Raw genomic sequence first — 16,442 nt, forward strand, 5'->3', positions numbered from 1 at the left:
AAGATAAGAAAGTATAAGTTTTTGAGCGCGAAGTGCCCTCTTGGAAAGCTTGCTGTATAAGGCATTACGAACAATATTTGGAATTTCCATAATGAGTTAGATTGTGCTATTTTTTAGTTATGGAAGCAAATATATTAAAACGTATTTTCTTTGATGAACATAGTCATTGGGAACGATTTAAAGATAAATATGGCGCGAGGATCCGTTCAGTTGTTTTGAAAGAAATTGAAAAATTTAGAGGGTGTGGAGACCCTGAAAATGGATTTAAATTGTTTGTATGTGAAGGGTGTCATCATGTTCGAAAAGTTCCTTATCGTTGTAAGGGCCGATTTTGCACAACTTGTTCTGTAGGAGAAAGTGAAGAATGGAGTAGACTTCTTTCAGAAGACGTATTCCAGGTGAATCATCGTCATGTTATTTTTACCGTAGATNTCCAGATGAACAATTCAAAATGATTCGTCATTATGGCATGTATGCACGTCGCATTAAAACATTATGTAAAAAACTATTAAATGAATGGCAAAAGAAAGCCAGACGTTGGATAATAAAAGTGAAAAAAACACTACGTCGTCAGACGTGGAGGGAACGAGTTATCGCAAGTGGAAAAAAAGATCCTCTTCTTTGTCCAAAATGCGACTCATTTTATGAATACAAGGGAGAGGTCTGCCTAGAAAGCGGAGAATGGCAAATAAAAGTAGCTTTATGCCAAAATACGCGAAATTATTTAAAGAGGGTGATTGATTATTTCGCCAGTAAGCAAACATCGAAAAAAGAAAAAAAAGAAAAACACAGTTGGGCATAAGCGAATTAGCTATGTACAGTATGTTTGTTTAGGTTGTGCTCAAACAGAAAATATTCCCGATTCTGTGGTAAAAGCGTTTGATGTTATGGATATAGGAGATTCGCTTGTTCCGCCTAGGTTTTCCTGTGAACGATGTGGTGAAGATATGTATCCGCAGGATTACACAGGGATTGCTGGGATTATGTACAAGTTATCAGATTTTCGCTAGACGAAAAAGGACCGGGTGGGTTTCCCGGTTTTTCTTAATATATTTTGCGATTTCAACCAAATCAGTAACATTATATTTCGGTAAAATTGAAATATATATGCAAAGAAGAATATATATAATTTGAGCAAGGGTATAGGGGGAAAAGATGGGTTCGTGATTTGATGTAATAGCAAATGTTATTTTATTTTATCCTCGAAATGACATGAAATTGAAACACCATATCGCAAAATTAAGTGAATTTGAGTGGTTTCGAAGGCTACACGAAGATACAAAGTATACAAGATTAATTTGGAGTAATAGAAAAATTAAAAAGTTCATTCTATCTTCTACTAATATGCAAGCATTAATAAAATCTGAGAAAAAACAAAAAGAATTTGTCCATCTAGTACAGGATGAATATAAAAAAAGAAGATAAGAATTTTTTTATTTTTCATATTTAGCGAAACAAATGGTACAATGAAAGCTAATGTGAAAAATAAGGAAAAGAAGTGGTCTATTTGAAAAACTTTTTAGAATTAGGAATTAGTGAAACTTTTAATCATACATTACGTGAAAATGGAATTACAGAAGCAACACCAATTCAAGAGAAGGCAATTCCAGTTATTATGTCAGGTAAAGATATTATTGGGCAGGCGAAAACAGGAACGGGTAAAACGTTAGCATTCGTGTTACCGATTTTAGAAAAAATCGATCCAGAGTGTAGTGATGTTCAGGCTTTAATCGTTGCGCCAACAAGGGAACTAGCCCTGCAAATTACAACTGAAATTAAAAAAATGCTTGTTCAAAGAGAAGATATTAATGTACTAGCGATATATGGCGGGCAAGATGTCGCACAACAGTTGAGAAAATTAAAAGGTAATACACATATTGTTGTAGCGACACCGGGACGATTATTAGATCATATACGCCGTGAAACAATTGATTTAAGTAATCTTTCAACGATTGTATTAGATGAAGCGGATCAAATGCTTTATTTTGGTTTCTTATATGATATTGAAGATATTTTAGATGAGACACCTGGTAGTAAACAAACGATGTTATTCTCAGCAACGATGCCAAAAGATATTAAAAAATTAGCGAAGCGTTATATGGATGAGCCGCAAATGATTCAAGTACAAAGTGAAGAAGTAACGGTAGATACAATTGAACAGCGTGTCATTGAGACGACAGATCGTGCAAAGCCAGATGCACTTCGTTTTGTTATGGATCGTGATCAGCCGTTTTTAGCAGTTATTTTCTGTCGTACAAAGGTTAGAGCAAGTAAGCTTTATGATAATTTAAAAGGACTAGGTTATAATTGTGCTGAACTTCATGGTGATATACCTCAAGCGAAACGTGAAAGAGTTATGAAGAGTTTCCGCGAAGCTAAAATTCAGTACTTAATTGCAACGGATGTAGCAGCTCGTGGACTTGATGTAGATGGTGTAACGCACGTATTTAACTATGATATCCCTGAAGATGTAGAAAGTTACATTCATCGCATTGGCCGAACAGGACGTGCAGGTGGATCAGGTCTTGCAATTACGTTCGTTGCAGCGAAAGATGAAAAACATTTAGAAGAAATTGAAAAAACGCTTGGTGCACCAATACAAAGAGAAATAATCGAACAACCGAAGATAAAACGTGTAGATGAAAATGGAAAACCGGTACCAAAGCCGGCTCCGAAGAAATCAGGTCAAAATCGTCAAAGGGATAGCCGCGAAGGTTCAAGAAGTGAATCAAGACGTGATTCGAGAAATAGCTCGAGAAGTGATTCAAGAAATAGTTCTAGAAATGAAAATAACCGATCATTTAATAAACCAAGTAATAAAAAAGGTAGTACAAAGCAAGGTCAGCAAAGACGTGGTCGTTAAATAGTTATAATTGTAAAAGAGTCGCAAAATATTGTGGCTCTTTTTTTGTTTGTATACAACAAGGATGATGGCAAGAAAAAACAAAAATTTCATTCACCGTATTTGAAATTTATAAAGAAAATTTTATAGTCCAAAACCAGTAGAGCAAGGGTATTACTACCATGTCGTCATTCAAGAACAAGTGCAACTTATGCATGAAAAATATTTAAGCGGAAAAATCGAGAGAAAGCAATTTGTAACATATTCAAACGGTACGGGAATGTTATGCAGTAGCAAAAGAGAAAGGAACTTATTATGTCTACTATTTCGGCAGAACACTTTGGTTGAAAGAAAAGGTATTAAAGTGAGCGAGTATTTTCATTACACGTTCCGCAATTATCGAAAGAGAACAAGAGAAGTTTATGAAGGATTAAACTCGTATTGGTTTACGATCGTTGGAAACTGGAAAACTAATTTGTTAGTTTTGATCAATGAGGAACTCGAGAAGCACCACTGCCATCCTTATAGGGAAATTGCTTATGACGATGAAGGTAATGTAGTGATAATATGCGAAATAAGAAAAAAGGACTAGCAGTCGTACCTGCCGTCCTTTAATAGGAGAAAAAGTAATCTTGTTTAGAACTACGGATAAACAGAAAATCTGCTTGTAATTAGTTTTACCCTAAATATACGTGTCTATACAAAAAAGGGATAAGTAAAAAATACTTATCCCCGGAAGGGAAATCCCAAGCACCAAAATGGCTCGTATTGGTCTGCAGGTTCAAAAGTAGTATATGTAAAACGAAAAATCTCATACAAAAAGCAGACAACGATTTTGGTTGTCTGCCAGTGAGTTCAATGAGTTAGCTAATTGTGATAATTTGCATCCCCATTGCGAGAAGAGTGAAGCTGCTAGTTCAAACAGCTTGTTGGTATTATTTTCGATTTCTTAAAAAATATACATCAAAAGAAAGAGGTATTAGCCATGGACACGGCAGCTTGAAAGTAGTATGTATTTTTATTTGAAAAATATTCAAGGGGTGAAGAAACATGGAATGTTTAATAAAGGTGTTTGTTTTATTAATCAGTTAATTAATAAAACAAAATAGTTATTTGGGAGAAAGGGAAAATGAATATGAGATGAATTGAAGCTGTTGAAAAATTACTTGAAGTGATGAAAGAATGCTTTTGGAACGGAACATCTTTAAAGGGTGAAGCTAATGATTTTAATATTGTATCTTGGCTGATTGAAGAAGCGACGCGTAAAACAAAATAAAAATTTCATTTTGTAGCAAAGGGGAATAGATATGTGTACTTATTGGGGAAAAGTAGATAAAGAGTTCTTTAAGAGGCAAGAACCGGAACAAAATAAAAGAGCAGCTAGCAAAAGCTAACTGCTCAATACAAGGAGATACAGAGAAGACTACTTTAAATGAATGTTGGCATACAGCCCACATTCAGTATTGACCGAATATTTATTTTAAATTCAATTTATTTAAAGTAAACATCCTAACAGATAAAATGGTTGCGCCTGCTACAGAACCTAGCCAGTCTCTCCAGCCTAATGTATTTAAAGATGCATCTGTTAAATCCGTAATTAAGAAGATAGCAAACATTAATACACCAAATGCTAAGCATCCCCAAAATGTTTGCAAATATTTAATCATCTTCTTTCGGAACTTGCTCATATAAATCACCCTTATTAATAATTTATATTTTTATAAATAAATTATCGCATGTGCGAAAATTAAAAGTGCGAAATATGCAATATTACATATTGGAACTCAACAAAATACTCCATTGATAAATACATAGATTGAACGGAGGGGGAACCGTATCGTATGAATCAAATGTCATTTTTTGAAGTCATCGATGTAAAGGAGATGCGCTGACTTGTGGTGAAGGAGCTGAAAAACTACAAAGTATTGTGCGTCTGGATGAAGAATCGAGAAAAATAGGATCAAGCGGAGGGCATCGTTCTTTTAAGTGAAANTTATCAAATGAGACAGTACGTCCGGACACTTGAATCAAGAGCTATCGTCCAGAGTATGTCTCGAAAAGGCAACTGTTACGACAACGCAGTAATAGAAAATTTCTTTGGGATTATGAAGTCGGAGTTCCTCTACATAAAAGAATTTGAAAATGTAGAGCACTTTAAAATAGAATTAGAAAAATATATAGATTATTATAATACGAAACGGATTAAGGCAAAATTAAAAATGAGCCCGGTACAATACCGGACTCACTTTTATCAAGCTGCCTAATGAAATAACCGTGTCTAACTTTTAGGGGTCACTTCATAACACTTTGAGCTGAACGGTTAGGTTAAAAGTATATGTTATAGAAAAGGAATAAGACCTAAAACTTATTTTTAACTAAATTCAAAAGAGAGCAGCTAGCATAGGCTAACTGCTATAAGAACATTACATTCACGAATTTAAGGAGTATAAATATTTCGTGAGTTTTGTATAGTATGGACAAAAATATCAAGTTTATGTAATGAAAATTAAAATAGAGCAGTCATTTGCATTAACTGCTCCATTTAATTAAAAAAACTTTTTACATAACAATTTAATCCTTTGTAGAAAACTACGAGGGGTTAAATTGTTCAAAGAGTATTCCATTTGAGGTCTAATTAATTTAAGTTCTTAAATGAAATTTTGAGGAAAACATTCACGAACACCAGAATTTCTTAATGAATTAAATAATGCTGCACTGATTCTTAATAGGACGTTGTTATCAGTTCCATCTTCTAAATCGTATATTACAAAGTATGAATTGTCGACTGTGAAAATACATTTTCGTTCTAATTTAAATCCAGGTGGTACAGTTGGAAGTGTATCAACTGGTTCAATTACAGGTGTATCTCCTTCATCTCTGATAAAATTGAAAGTTTGCTGATCAATTTCGTAGATATTAACTGGATCAATTTCTACACCTTTATCTGGAATTGTAATTTCATCTTCAACTAATAAGAAAAAGCGTTCGTTTCGAAAATTGAAAAGAGATCTTGCTCCAATTTCAAATGATGCCATTTTATATTAACCTCCTTAGCAACTTTTTTATAGGTTTAAAGAGGGTGTTGCAAAACTAAAATAAACATGCAATGTTATGAATCAAAAAAACTAGCTGAACATGCAATAGATAGCGATTTTGACCATACCAACGTGGCTGTTCCAACCCTTTATCTTTGAGTTTACTAAACTGTTGTTCAATTTTCCTACGTTCTTTCATCAATTGTTTACCAAAGATAGTTTGTATAAAATGAGATAATACACGACGATGTGTACTCTTATTTTGTTCACCATTCCTAGGATTGATTGGATTCATGGCAAAGATGTTACATGTTCGTGCAATTTCATAAATACGTTGACTATCGTAAGCNAAATATAAACCACAAGATACACGAAATGAAGGATATTGATGCAAAAAACGTGTTAATTTGCGTAAAGAGTCAATTTGAAATACAGTTTTCAAGAAAAAGCATTTCAGTAAGGCTTTTCTACAGATTGGTGGGCGACCTGTCACAGGCGGAACGCCTTCAATAGTTAAACTGTCTACGTATGCAAATAAAATCTGTAAAATGGATTGATTTTCATCAAATTTGGTTATCATACTAGTAAATCCGTCCTTTCTGGAGATAGTTTCGGTTACTATCATTTTTCCAGGAAAACGGATTTTTTTATGCATTCATTTTTGGATATTTATGAGTTTTGCAACACCCTCTTTAAAGTCACTTTTATACAATATGTTAGATTAATAGATTTGGTTACGGCATGTACTACGTAAATTACTAAATTAGGGGTCTTGCCCTATGCCTATCAAGCTAAGGTTATGAAGTATTCCAAAAACGATAACAGAGCTTCGTTGTTACAAGAAAGTTAAAATTTTCGTTCTGGGAATCTATTAGATTTTAATTTGATGGTGATGGGGTAGTGCATGTTTTTTGGGAAAAGCGTATTAAAAAATAAATAAAAGCGTTATTTTATAGTGATATAAAAAGAGTACATATCGAATATGTACTCTTGAAAAAAGGAAGTGTAAATAAGTGATGAAACATTATACTACAACATATGCTTGTCTCATTTAAAAGTGCAAGGAATATAACAAAATAGTTATTTTAATAAAAAACGGGGAAATGAGGGGAGTGAAAAGAAAAGAACCCTTTATATAAAGAGTTCTTCTGGCAATTTAATCTATTAATTGCACTCGTGGTAATATTCATTACATGAATCGTTATTATCGTTACAGCAGATACAAAATGTTTTTTGAATAAATAAACTAACTACACTAGCAGGACCTTCCTGCTTTGTAAAAGTAAGACTTTGAAAATCTTCAACTTGAAATATTTTTGTTTGAACGGGTTGTAATGTAGTAGTAATTGGTAGGCTAGATCTTCTTGTTAGAATAGTTACTTGAACGGGGGCACTCATGCCGACAACAAATAACTGAATTAATGTTTTATTGTGATTGTTGGTGAAATCTTCAAATACTGTTTGTGGAGTGGTATCTAGGAGGTCGATAGATATAGGTATATTTCCATTTAAATTTACTCCTGAACCACCAATTGTATGAGTCTCAACAAAACAGTTATTTTTTTGAGGGTCCGAATGCGCTTGGTTTTTATAATACTTTTTACCATCTTTATAAAAGTAATCAGCCATATGAATTTAAAGCTCCCTTCTTTTAGATGTCTATATAGTCTATTTAATAAAGCGAAGTAGTGCTTGTACAACATAATAAAATCCGCTCTCGTAATTATTTGAAAATTAAAGAGCGCCATTCAAGGCGCTCTCGGATAAACAATAATATTGAAAAAGAATACCACATTATATTTTATGCATGTTCTTAATAAATGTGCAGTTTTTTAACAAAATCCTTATTTGAAAACAAGAAGCCCTAGAGTTAGGGCTCTAGGGCTTCTTGTTTTGGTATTCTCACATGGTTTTTCAAAAAGAATAGAACATATTGAAGATAACATGTGAATGTTTCATAAATGTATCAAAAAAGTGAACAAAATTGCTATTGCAGAAGAAGCAGAAATGAAGTTTCTAATACGTAAGTACGTGAAATGTATTATTTCCAGTGGATAAAATGCGCATGGGACACTTAATCATTATTTTATCGGGGGAAAAGAATATGTTATGAACTTGGTTGAATGAAAAAATGAAAATTTTACTTTTAGAGTGAAACTAAACAAAAACGCTATTCAGTAGAGCTTTAATTCCATGGGAAAAGAGCACTTCGTAAAAGTGCTCTTCTGACCCAAATCCATTTTGTAAAAGAGAGGAATACGTAATATCATATGAATTTATTTTTAAATGTGTTTAAAATCGTATAAAAACTTCATTTTATACAATAAAACAGCTAGCGTGATTAGCTAGCTGTTCTGGTAAAAAAAGAAAACGGTGCTTATTAAATGTTAATTGTGTAATTGCAAATTACAACCATAGTATTCGCAGAAGCGAAAATGCTATGCAAGAAAGTTAAATAAAAATTTCATTTTGTGTAAAAAAACCCTAGTTCCCTAGGGTAATGAGATAACAGCCAAATATATTTTATCCTTTTATATCGTAACGTAATATTACGTTGAAAACATCAGGTAAATGAAACCAATTACAGAAAATAAGAGCAGCTAGCAAAAGCTAACTGCTCTCCAGAAAAACGTTAAGAAGGAAGTTCAGAACTCAAGTGCATTTATAGTATGGACGGAATATTGAATTTTATTCAGGGGATAGAGCGAAATGGGTAATGCATGTACATGCCATATAGATAAAGATAAATGCTTTTGGTGCAGAGTTCGGATTGGGACATTTGGAACTAACTCATCGCAAGGAGTGTTTATGTAACTTTCTAATGGTAAAGAATTTAGATTTCATACACATGATATGAATAGTGCTCATGAATTAGCTGATGCATTAAGTGATAATGTGGTCAAATTGGATATACCAAACGATAACAACTTAGACAAGCCTAATAGAATTAAAGAAATCATCAATTCTTAACAAAATAATCCTTTTGTTTATAGAAAAACAAGCTACCACGTTTCATTGATTGGGAATCTTTTCTAAGGTATTCTTAAGAGGATGGGAATAAAAAGAATATCTTCGAGAGGAAAGGGATTAATTTATGTTAGGAAATTGGTTTGATAAATTAAAAGAACCTAAATGTATACATAGATATAAACTTATTAAAAGTCATGACAATGAAAATTTTAAAGCTGGTAAGATGGGGATAGTTATTAGTTATTAGTTATTAGTTATTAGTTATTAGTTATTAGTTATTAGTTATTAGTTATTAGTTATTAGTTATTATAAATGTGAAAAGTGTGGGAAAGAGAAGGAAATCAGCAAATATACTAATGATGTTAATAATGACTATTGGGATATATAAAATAACATTCGAATATAGTCCGGCTAGAAAACTAGAGGACGCCAATTCATTAAAGCAGCAGTGAAAGCTGTTTTAGGAATTGGTGTCCTTTTTATTTTGAAAAGGGAGATGGGGAAATGAGGGTGTTAAAGGATTAGTTACATGAATGGAAAAGTCAATCCAAGCAAGGAAAGAAGAAAAATAAGACAAAACCAAAAGAGAAATTAAGTACTCGTGAAATTGAGGATTTAATGGGGATGCATAGACCTTGTTATGAACGAAGACGTGGAGCAATAAGACAAAAGTAATCTAAAAATAAAAGGAGTGGTCTTACATGACTAAACAATTATCTTTTTTACCAAAAATTTACAGAACAGCGACACACGAAGAATTAGAAGGTGTTTTGGAAAGTGTACGTATACATAGACAATTTGGGATGATGCGTAAAGAAATGAAAGTCACTCCTTCTTATGAAATACGTGAGCACGGTCCTACACATGCTGTTGGTAAACCGTTAGAAGATGTTGCTATAGTAAATATTCAACAAAGCAAACGAGAAGAGTGGCTTGAAATAATGTCGGTACGTATTGATCAGTTTTTAAATCGATTAGGAAACGAACGTGCAGGAAGTATTCAGAGAGATATTATTTATAAACGTTATTTAGAAGATGAGGACGTGTGTGATTATATGGTTTATAACGAAATAGGGATGTCAGAGCGTACTTATCGACGTTGGAAATCTAAAGCTTTTTATAAACTTGCTTTTGCGCTCGGATTAGAAGTTTACGAGACAGAAGAAACGGGAGGTAATGAATAATGAATTTCGTTCAACCAATACGTGATCCAGAGCAAATACAGCAGCTTAAAGAGTATTTTAAGGAAAAGAGCTTACGTAATTACATTCTCTTCATTATGGGCATTAATACAGGTCTTAGAATCTCGGATATTTTGAAACTGAAGGTAGGAGATGTCAAGGGCAGTCATATATCTATGAGAGAAAAGAAAACAGGGAAACAGAAACGAATACAAATTACTGCAGCACTGAAAAGAGAACTGAAATGGTTTATTGAAGAAAGGGAAGACAATGAGTATTTATTGCAAAGCAGACAAGGTAAGAATCGTCCTATTGGTCGTAGCATGGCATATAAGATATTAAGCGGAGCAGCGTCAGAGTTCGGGTTGGATGAAATAGGAACACATACGTTAAGAAAAACATACGGGTATCACATGTACATGCAAACAAAAAACATAGCATTACTCATGGAGATATTTAATCACTCGTCAGAGAAGGTCACGTTACGTTATATAGGTGTAAATCAAGATGCAATGGATAAAGCAATGACTAGGTTTAAAATCTAAGCATTGCTTATTTCTTTTAAATCTAGGGGTATCGTAGTATTTTTGAAAAAACACGTTAAAAGTATGCAAGGTTTTATACAGTTTTTTGGCTAATCCAGTAACAAACAATAACCCTAAAATCGCGCTAGGATAGGAATGTATAAAAAATGCATAGATCCATAGAACAAAATAGAAGGTTCCTTTCTGTCGATAATGAGACGTTATGTTAATTAGGTTTGGATATTGTATACATCGTCTTTTCTTCAACTAAGAGTGCAGATTCATACAATAGGAATTATTTTTAAAATTATAAAATAAGAAAAAGTGAACCTATATTAATACTGATAGAGCTATGTTATAATCAAAATAAGGGTTTTACCCTTATTCCCTTTTTATAGGAGAGTGTTTAACATGATTATCAAGTTCATTCGTTTACGTTAATTTTAAACACAATTCGTTATGCCTAACTATTTTTTTTAAAAAATATGTGGGTTTATTTGATTGTGTCTTTTTTATTAACTAAATACGAATGAAATGAGGAGTTAATCATGACTGAAAAGATTATTAAAATTAATGAAATTGATATATGTACAGAGAGCTTTGGCGATTCAGCAGATCCAGCAGTCTTACTGATTATGGGAGCCATGTGTTCAATGGTTTATTGGGATGAGGAATTTTGTCAACAATTAGCTGATACCGGCCGATATGTTATTCGTTATGATAATAGAGATGTCGGACGGTCAACTACTTATAAACCGGGGAGTTTCCACTATACTGTGGTAGATATGGCTGATGATGCGATTGGAGTACTCGATGCATATCATATTGACGAAGCACATATTGTTGGAATGTCATTGGGTGGAATGATTGCTCAAATTGTAGCCTTAAGGAACCCTCAGAGAGTTCTAAGTATAACTTTGATTGCATCAGGTATTTTTGGTTCTGAAGACAACAACAGGAATTTACCTCCGATCGATGAGAAGATACTCGCTTACCATGCTAATGCGGCCAAACTAAATTGGTCAGATGAAGAATCTGTTGCAAATTACTTGGTTGCAGGATCAGCTTTACTCTGTGGTTCAAATCATAAATTCGATGAGAAGAGGGTTTATAAGCAGGTAGAAAAAGAAATAAAACGAGCAAATAACCTACTCAGTATGTTTAATCACTCCCTTCTTAAAGGTGATGATTCTTATGAAGGGAAGTTAAAAGGAATCAATATACCTACTTTGGTTATCCATGGTACAGAGGATATAGTGCTTCCATACGAGCACGGTCTTGCTCTTGTTGATGAAATTCCCCATGCTTTGTTACTAACCCTAGAAGGATCGGGTCACGAGATTCACTGTGACGATTGGAATCATATAATCAACGCTATTTCGAATCATACTTCAGTCCTATAATCATTATAGGAGCCGTATAAAACAAAAAAGATTTGGAAAAAGGGTTACAATCGAATCTGTAACCCTTTTTTTCTATTAAAAATCATTTTTGGAACTGTTACTCAGTTAAAAAATATTAATGCTCAGTGATTGATATTTCCTTCCTATAAGAGGAAAGTATGAAAGAATAGAATTTAATTGAATATGTTTTCTATTACCCGTTTCAAGCTTTTCCCCATACCTTTTACTGCCCATACTAGTTTAAGGAACACTTTAAAGATAGCATCCCATACGTGTTCATTAATAAAAAATTCGTATACTTTCTTTAACCACTCTTTCGGGGATTTACTCTTACGTTTAAACCTTTGCCAATGCGTTTCTTCACTAGTTTTCATAACTACCCCTTCTTTCTTAATCGAATATGCTTTCTATTAGAAGTTTTAACACCTCGCTATAATGATGAAAAGAACGAGGTTTATCATATCTGGCAATTTAATCACTCCTAATTTTAAATTAAATTCATTATATAACGATTTCTAAATTTTAAGTTAATTATCGGTGAGAATTAAGCAAAATTTAAACAAAAACACTTATATTAGGCTTTAGTTACAGGTTTTCCCCCTATAAAATCAACTATTTGCGCCACCAACTATGGGGTACGCAAATTACTTTGATATTATCTTTGAACGAACAAAATAACTCCTTTCGAAAAACAAATGAACTGATATTAATCAACTTCCAATAACGAGAATTATGTAAATAAGCTGTCCACATGGGCAGCTTATTTTATTTTTGTCTTAGCTTGTTTTTCAAAATATTAGTGGTATCTCAATACGGTTACTCATAATTTTCGTACTGTGTAACTCAAAAGAGAAAGTGAAATGAAATCAATGATACCAAGGGATTAAACAAAGGGTTCAGTTACACACAATATAAGATATGGGTAACTTGCACAGAGAGGGTGTCTACCTTGTTTTATTTTAATGATAGAATATTAAATATGGAAGGGAGTGTCATAAATGGAAGAGGAATATAGAAAAAGAGAACTTGAAATTAAAAAGAAAAGGGTGCTAGAAGAGTTGAAAAATAATAAGTTTGGGTTTAAGGAACTACAACAAAATATAACGAATCCTTTGCAAGATATACTTGCATTTAATCAATCTGTAGATAAACTGAACAAAACCATTCAGAGTACATATAAAACTAATTCTGAATTAATGCAACAAATTGCTCAGCGTAATCAGAATGCATTAAAACAGAGTACATATAAAACTAATTTTGAATTAATGCAACAAATTGCTCAGAATGCTCAGAATGCATTAAAACAGAGTATATATAAAACTAATTCTGAATTTGGATTATATTTTTGTTGCCAGTTCATAATAATTCTCCCTCATACAAACAGTTTAATTATATTATACAGTTATTAATGCGAATGTTAAGAAACCTTGATATGAATTAAGGTAAATTTAAACAAAATAGTTATTGTAATTAAAAAGCAGTTAACTTTCGCTTGCTGGGGGTTCTTTTTATGTAATTTAGATAAAGAAACTATCCATTAAAAATATAGCCCCTATCAAAATTAGAGAATCAACTAAAATCAAGAACTGTTTTTTCTGTGGCTTTCGAAATTCCTTTATTAATCTAAAAACTGCATTTATTCCGAAACAGATGTATAACAAAATCATTATTGTTTTTAACATTACTAATACTCCTAATATATTAATCATTTAATTATATAACGAAAAATATATCCATATAAGTTTTTAACAAAATACTTATTTTAGAGAAAGGGATTGTCTAAAATAAGTATTAAATAAAATAAATGAAGATATATATGCAGGCGAAGAAAATGCTAAAAATTATTAAACCAACAAAAGCGAACGTTTTAGCTATACCTTTCGGAGCAAAAATAGCTAAAACGATTGAGATAGGTATCAAAATTAAAAAAGGACCGGCAAAATATAGATTGAAAAATAAGAATCCAGTTAAAAACATTGAAATGAAAACAAAGTATTCTCTCATTGTGTTATCCCTTCTTAAAAAGTGAATTATGCAGATTATCCCATCGAGAAAATGAATCAAAATGATTATGTAATAAAATTTTTATTTGGGGTAAATGGAATTGTTATAAATGTATTTCAGCTAGCCCCAAACATAGCCCCGATGATAGTAGCAATAATAATGGAAAAGAAGGGGTAGAAAATACTTACAAGTATAAAAACTATAATAGCAAAATTCCTTCCTATACCTTTTGGAGCAAAAATAATTAAAACTAGTGATACAAATATTAAATAAATTAAATTACTATCACTATAAAAATTGAAAAATACGATAATAGTTAACAAAATTGAAATGAAACCAAAGTATTTTCTCATTACTTTAGCCTTTCTTGAAAAAATAAATAATACAGATTATACCATAAATGAATAAGTTTGAAGTGGAATTTTAACAAAAGCGTTATTTTATTAGAAAAGTATGGTTGTATGAAATATCATGTATGAAAGAAGAGGTGTTAGCAAAAATACGCCTTAACGAAATCGGCTTTATTTTTCAGCAAAGTAATCTTCTTAAGTGACTCATGATGTAAAGGTAGCAGTGAAAACAGAAAGAGTTCTTTTTTTGGCAGACTGAGAAATTGTTAGTGAAATACGGATGGGAAAATAGGAACATGATTATTTGAAAGTACGGGAAGAGAAATTGCTAAAATGGCAAGATGTACTTGGATTTTAAAGAAAAAACTCCTATTGAATGTAGGAGTTTTTTCTTTGTTTGAAAGTTCAAAAAGATATATAATAATTTTCTGACTATTAATTCATGGAGGGGTATTAATGAAAACTGAAACGTTACACACACAAGAAGACATTTTAAAAATGCTTGATTCATTATTAAGACCTGCAGAACCATTTTGGAATGAGTTTTATGAGAATAGAGAAAAGGATGTTCCGTTTTTTGAAAATGTTCCAGATGAGAATCTAGTTTCGTATATACAAAAAGAGAGAGTTTCAAAAGGGAAGGTATTAGAACTTGGATGTGGTCCAGGTAGAAATGCCATTTATTTAGCGACTCAAGGATTTGATGTAACAGCAGTGGATTTATCTGTAGAAGGCATTAATTGGGCTAAAGAAAGGGCATTGGCAAAAGGGGTAGCAATTCATTTTATTTGTGATTCAATTTTTAATTTAGAGGTTCAAAACGAATTTGGTTTTGTATACGATTCGGGCTGTTTGCATCACATTCCACCGCATAGAAGAATAAATTATGTGGATTTAATTAAAAACTCATTAAAATCGGGTGGTTATTTCGGATTAACATGTTTTGCGGCAGGCGATTTAGATGAGCGAAATGGATCGGAAATAACAGATTGGGATGTATATAGAGGATGGAGTCTACAAGGTGGTCTTGCATACTCGGAAGAAAAGTTAAGAGAGATATTTAAAGAATTTGAGGTAATTGAGATTAGAAGGATGAAACAAATGAAACGACCGAAAGAAATGTTTGGAGAATCATTTCTTTGGACAGCATTATTTAAGAAGAAATAATAAAGTAGATAATTGACAAACTCATCGTTTTTATAGACAATACACTTATAGGAATATACGTTCGGTTTTTGGCCGACTTATGTTTTACATAAATATATAACAAGGGGCTGTCTCCATATGAGTAACACAAATCAAAAAATTACTACGTTTTTAATGTTTGAAGGCAAAGCTGAGGAAGCAATGAATTTTTATACGTCGCTATTTGATCAATCGGAAATTGTAAGTATTTCTCGCTACGATGAAAATGGACCTGGTAAAGAGGGAACTGTAATTCATGCAACTTTTACGTTAAATGGCCAAGAGTTTATGTGTATTGATAGTTATGTAAATCATAATTTTACATTCACTCCAGCTATGTCTCTTTATGTAACTTGTGAGACAGAAGAAGAAATTGAAACGGTCTTTCATAAACTAGCGCAGGATGGAGCGATTCTTATGCCTTTAGGTTCTTATCCGTTTAGTAAAAAGTTTGGCTGGTTAAATGATAAGTATGGTGTATCTTGGCAGTTAACTCTTGCTGAATAAAAAAGAAAAAGCGTAGCTTATTTGTTTGTAAAAGATGTTCATCTTGTATGGAATGAAGTTTCTAGGGTTTTAAAGAATAAAGGTATTCTTATTGCTGGATTTACAAATCCGTTACTATGGATCTTTGATGATAACCAAGAACAAAAAGGTATTCTGGATGTTAAACATTCAATTCCTTCATCAACATTGGATTATTTACCAGAGGATGAAGTTCAAGATTACATCGATTCAAATCAAACAATAGAATATGCGCATACTTTAGAAGACCAAATCCAAGGCCAAATTGAAGCTGGTTTTGCTATAACAGGTTTTTATGAGGATGATTTTGGTGGAACAAGGATATTAGATAAGCATATTAAAACATTTATTGCGACAAAAGCTATAAAGTTAAAGATGGATTAAGAATTTTTGCTTGTCGCACGGGGTGTTAGTCGAAGAACG

The 16,442-nt window shown here is 32.4% G+C and carries 16 protein-coding genes and 3 pseudogenes; 14 read left to right on the plus strand and 5 right to left on the minus strand.

Features of this window, described 5'->3' with window-relative positions:
* Positions 1 to 101 precede the first annotated feature (101 nt).
* The 4 genes from V6946_RS12370 (at position 102) to V6946_RS12385 (ending at position 2,863) form a co-directional block, all read left to right on the plus strand.
* Positions 102 to 455: a transposase zinc-binding domain-containing protein gene (locus V6946_RS12370; RefSeq protein WP_406622320.1), complete on the plus strand. Its 354-nt coding sequence runs from the start codon at positions 102 to 104 to the stop codon at positions 453 to 455.
* Positions 452 to 802, plus strand: a complete 351-nt coding sequence (locus tag V6946_RS12375) for a hypothetical protein (RefSeq protein ID WP_406622321.1) — start codon at positions 452 to 454, stop codon at positions 800 to 802. Before V6946_RS12370 ends, V6946_RS12375 begins: the two co-directional genes overlap by 4 nt.
* 410 nt (positions 803 to 1,212) lie before the next feature.
* Positions 1,213 to 1,425 (plus strand): hypothetical protein, encoded by a 213-nt coding sequence (locus tag V6946_RS12380; protein WP_003270560.1) that lies wholly within the window; start codon positions 1,213 to 1,215, stop codon positions 1,423 to 1,425.
* A gap of 73 nt (positions 1,426 to 1,498) precedes the next feature.
* Positions 1,499 to 2,863: a DEAD/DEAH box helicase gene (locus tag V6946_RS12385; protein WP_006921689.1), complete on the plus strand. Its 1,365-nt coding sequence runs from the start codon at positions 1,499 to 1,501 to the stop codon at positions 2,861 to 2,863.
* Positions 2,864 to 4,317: 1,454 nt separating this feature from the next.
* On the opposite strand, the gene V6946_RS12390 is transcribed toward V6946_RS12385, so the two are convergent.
* Positions 4,318 to 4,530: a hypothetical protein gene (locus V6946_RS12390; RefSeq protein WP_006921688.1), complete on the minus strand. Its 213-nt coding sequence runs from the start codon at positions 4,528 to 4,530 to the stop codon at positions 4,318 to 4,320.
* Positions 4,531 to 4,836: 306 nt separating this feature from the next.
* On the opposite strand from V6946_RS12390, the pseudogene V6946_RS12395 reads away from it, so the two are divergent.
* A pseudogene (locus tag V6946_RS12395) lies at positions 4,837 to 5,106 on the plus strand (transposase); the annotation flags it as partial.
* 384 nt (positions 5,107 to 5,490) lie between these two features.
* On the opposite strand, the gene V6946_RS12400 reads toward V6946_RS12395, so the two are convergent.
* The 3 genes from V6946_RS12400 to V6946_RS12410 form a co-directional block, all read right to left on the minus strand.
* Positions 5,491 to 5,877: a hypothetical protein gene (locus V6946_RS12400; RefSeq protein ID WP_006923995.1), complete on the minus strand. Its 387-nt coding sequence runs from the start codon at positions 5,875 to 5,877 to the stop codon at positions 5,491 to 5,493.
* Between the two features lie 55 nt (positions 5,878 to 5,932).
* Positions 5,933 to 6,457, minus strand: coding sequence for a transposase (locus V6946_RS12405; protein ID WP_406622322.1), 525 nt, complete (start codon positions 6,455 to 6,457; stop codon positions 5,933 to 5,935).
* Between the two features lie 584 nt (positions 6,458 to 7,041).
* Positions 7,042 to 7,506, minus strand: coding sequence for a hypothetical protein (locus tag V6946_RS12410; RefSeq protein ID WP_016122509.1), 465 nt, complete (start codon positions 7,504 to 7,506; stop codon positions 7,042 to 7,044).
* Positions 7,507 to 9,548: 2,042 nt separating this feature from the next.
* Here V6946_RS12410 and V6946_RS12415 point away from each other — a divergent pair.
* From V6946_RS12415 to V6946_RS12425, 3 genes are all read left to right on the plus strand, one after another.
* Entirely contained in the window at positions 9,549 to 10,031 is a 483-nt protein-coding gene (locus V6946_RS12415; protein WP_006924000.1) for an ArpU family phage packaging/lysis transcriptional regulator, read from the plus strand.
* Positions 10,031 to 10,573, plus strand: coding sequence for a site-specific integrase (locus tag V6946_RS12420; protein ID WP_006924002.1), 543 nt, complete (start codon positions 10,031 to 10,033; stop codon positions 10,571 to 10,573). The genes V6946_RS12415 and V6946_RS12420 overlap by 1 nt, the downstream gene beginning before the upstream one ends.
* Before the next feature lie 527 nt (positions 10,574 to 11,100).
* The gene (locus tag V6946_RS12425; protein ID WP_006924004.1) at positions 11,101 to 11,955 is read left to right on the plus strand and encodes an alpha/beta fold hydrolase; all 855 of its coding nucleotides are present in this window, start codon (positions 11,101 to 11,103) and stop codon (positions 11,953 to 11,955) included.
* 173 nt (positions 11,956 to 12,128) lie between these two features.
* Here the strand turns inward: V6946_RS12425 and V6946_RS12430 are convergent, their stop codons facing one another.
* Positions 12,129 to 12,329, minus strand: a complete 201-nt coding sequence (locus tag V6946_RS12430) for a hypothetical protein (protein WP_000858032.1) — start codon at positions 12,327 to 12,329, stop codon at positions 12,129 to 12,131.
* 624 nt (positions 12,330 to 12,953) lie between these two features.
* On the opposite strand from V6946_RS12430, the gene V6946_RS12435 reads away from it, so the two are divergent.
* From V6946_RS12435 to V6946_RS12460, 6 genes and pseudogenes are all read left to right on the plus strand, one after another.
* On the plus strand, positions 12,954 to 13,364 hold the full coding sequence (locus tag V6946_RS12435) for a hypothetical protein (protein ID WP_006924008.1): 411 nt from the start codon (positions 12,954 to 12,956) through the stop codon (positions 13,362 to 13,364).
* Positions 13,365 to 13,771: 407 nt separating this feature from the next.
* Positions 13,772 to 13,984 (plus strand): hypothetical protein, encoded by a 213-nt coding sequence (locus V6946_RS12440; RefSeq protein WP_366982063.1) that lies wholly within the window; start codon positions 13,772 to 13,774, stop codon positions 13,982 to 13,984.
* 524 nt (positions 13,985 to 14,508) lie between these two features.
* Positions 14,509 to 14,667: pseudogene (locus tag V6946_RS12445) on the plus strand (ABC transporter ATP-binding protein); the annotation flags it as partial.
* A 98-nt stretch (positions 14,668 to 14,765) separates the two neighbouring features.
* The gene (locus V6946_RS12450) at positions 14,766 to 15,476 is read left to right on the plus strand and encodes a class I SAM-dependent methyltransferase (RefSeq protein ID WP_006924016.1); all 711 of its coding nucleotides are present in this window, start codon (positions 14,766 to 14,768) and stop codon (positions 15,474 to 15,476) included.
* A gap of 117 nt (positions 15,477 to 15,593) precedes the next feature.
* Complete coding sequence (locus tag V6946_RS12455) at positions 15,594 to 16,001, plus strand: VOC family protein (RefSeq protein ID WP_000072495.1); 408 nt, start codon at positions 15,594 to 15,596, stop codon at positions 15,999 to 16,001.
* Between the two features lie 12 nt (positions 16,002 to 16,013).
* Positions 16,014 to 16,403, plus strand: a pseudogene (locus V6946_RS12460) (SAM-dependent methyltransferase); the annotation flags it as partial.
* Positions 16,404 to 16,442 lie beyond the last annotated feature (39 nt).

Source organism: Bacillus sp. PPSBB_2, from assembly GCF_045291115.1.
GTDB lineage: Bacteria > Bacillota > Bacilli > Bacillales > Bacillaceae_G > Bacillus_A > Bacillus_A cereus.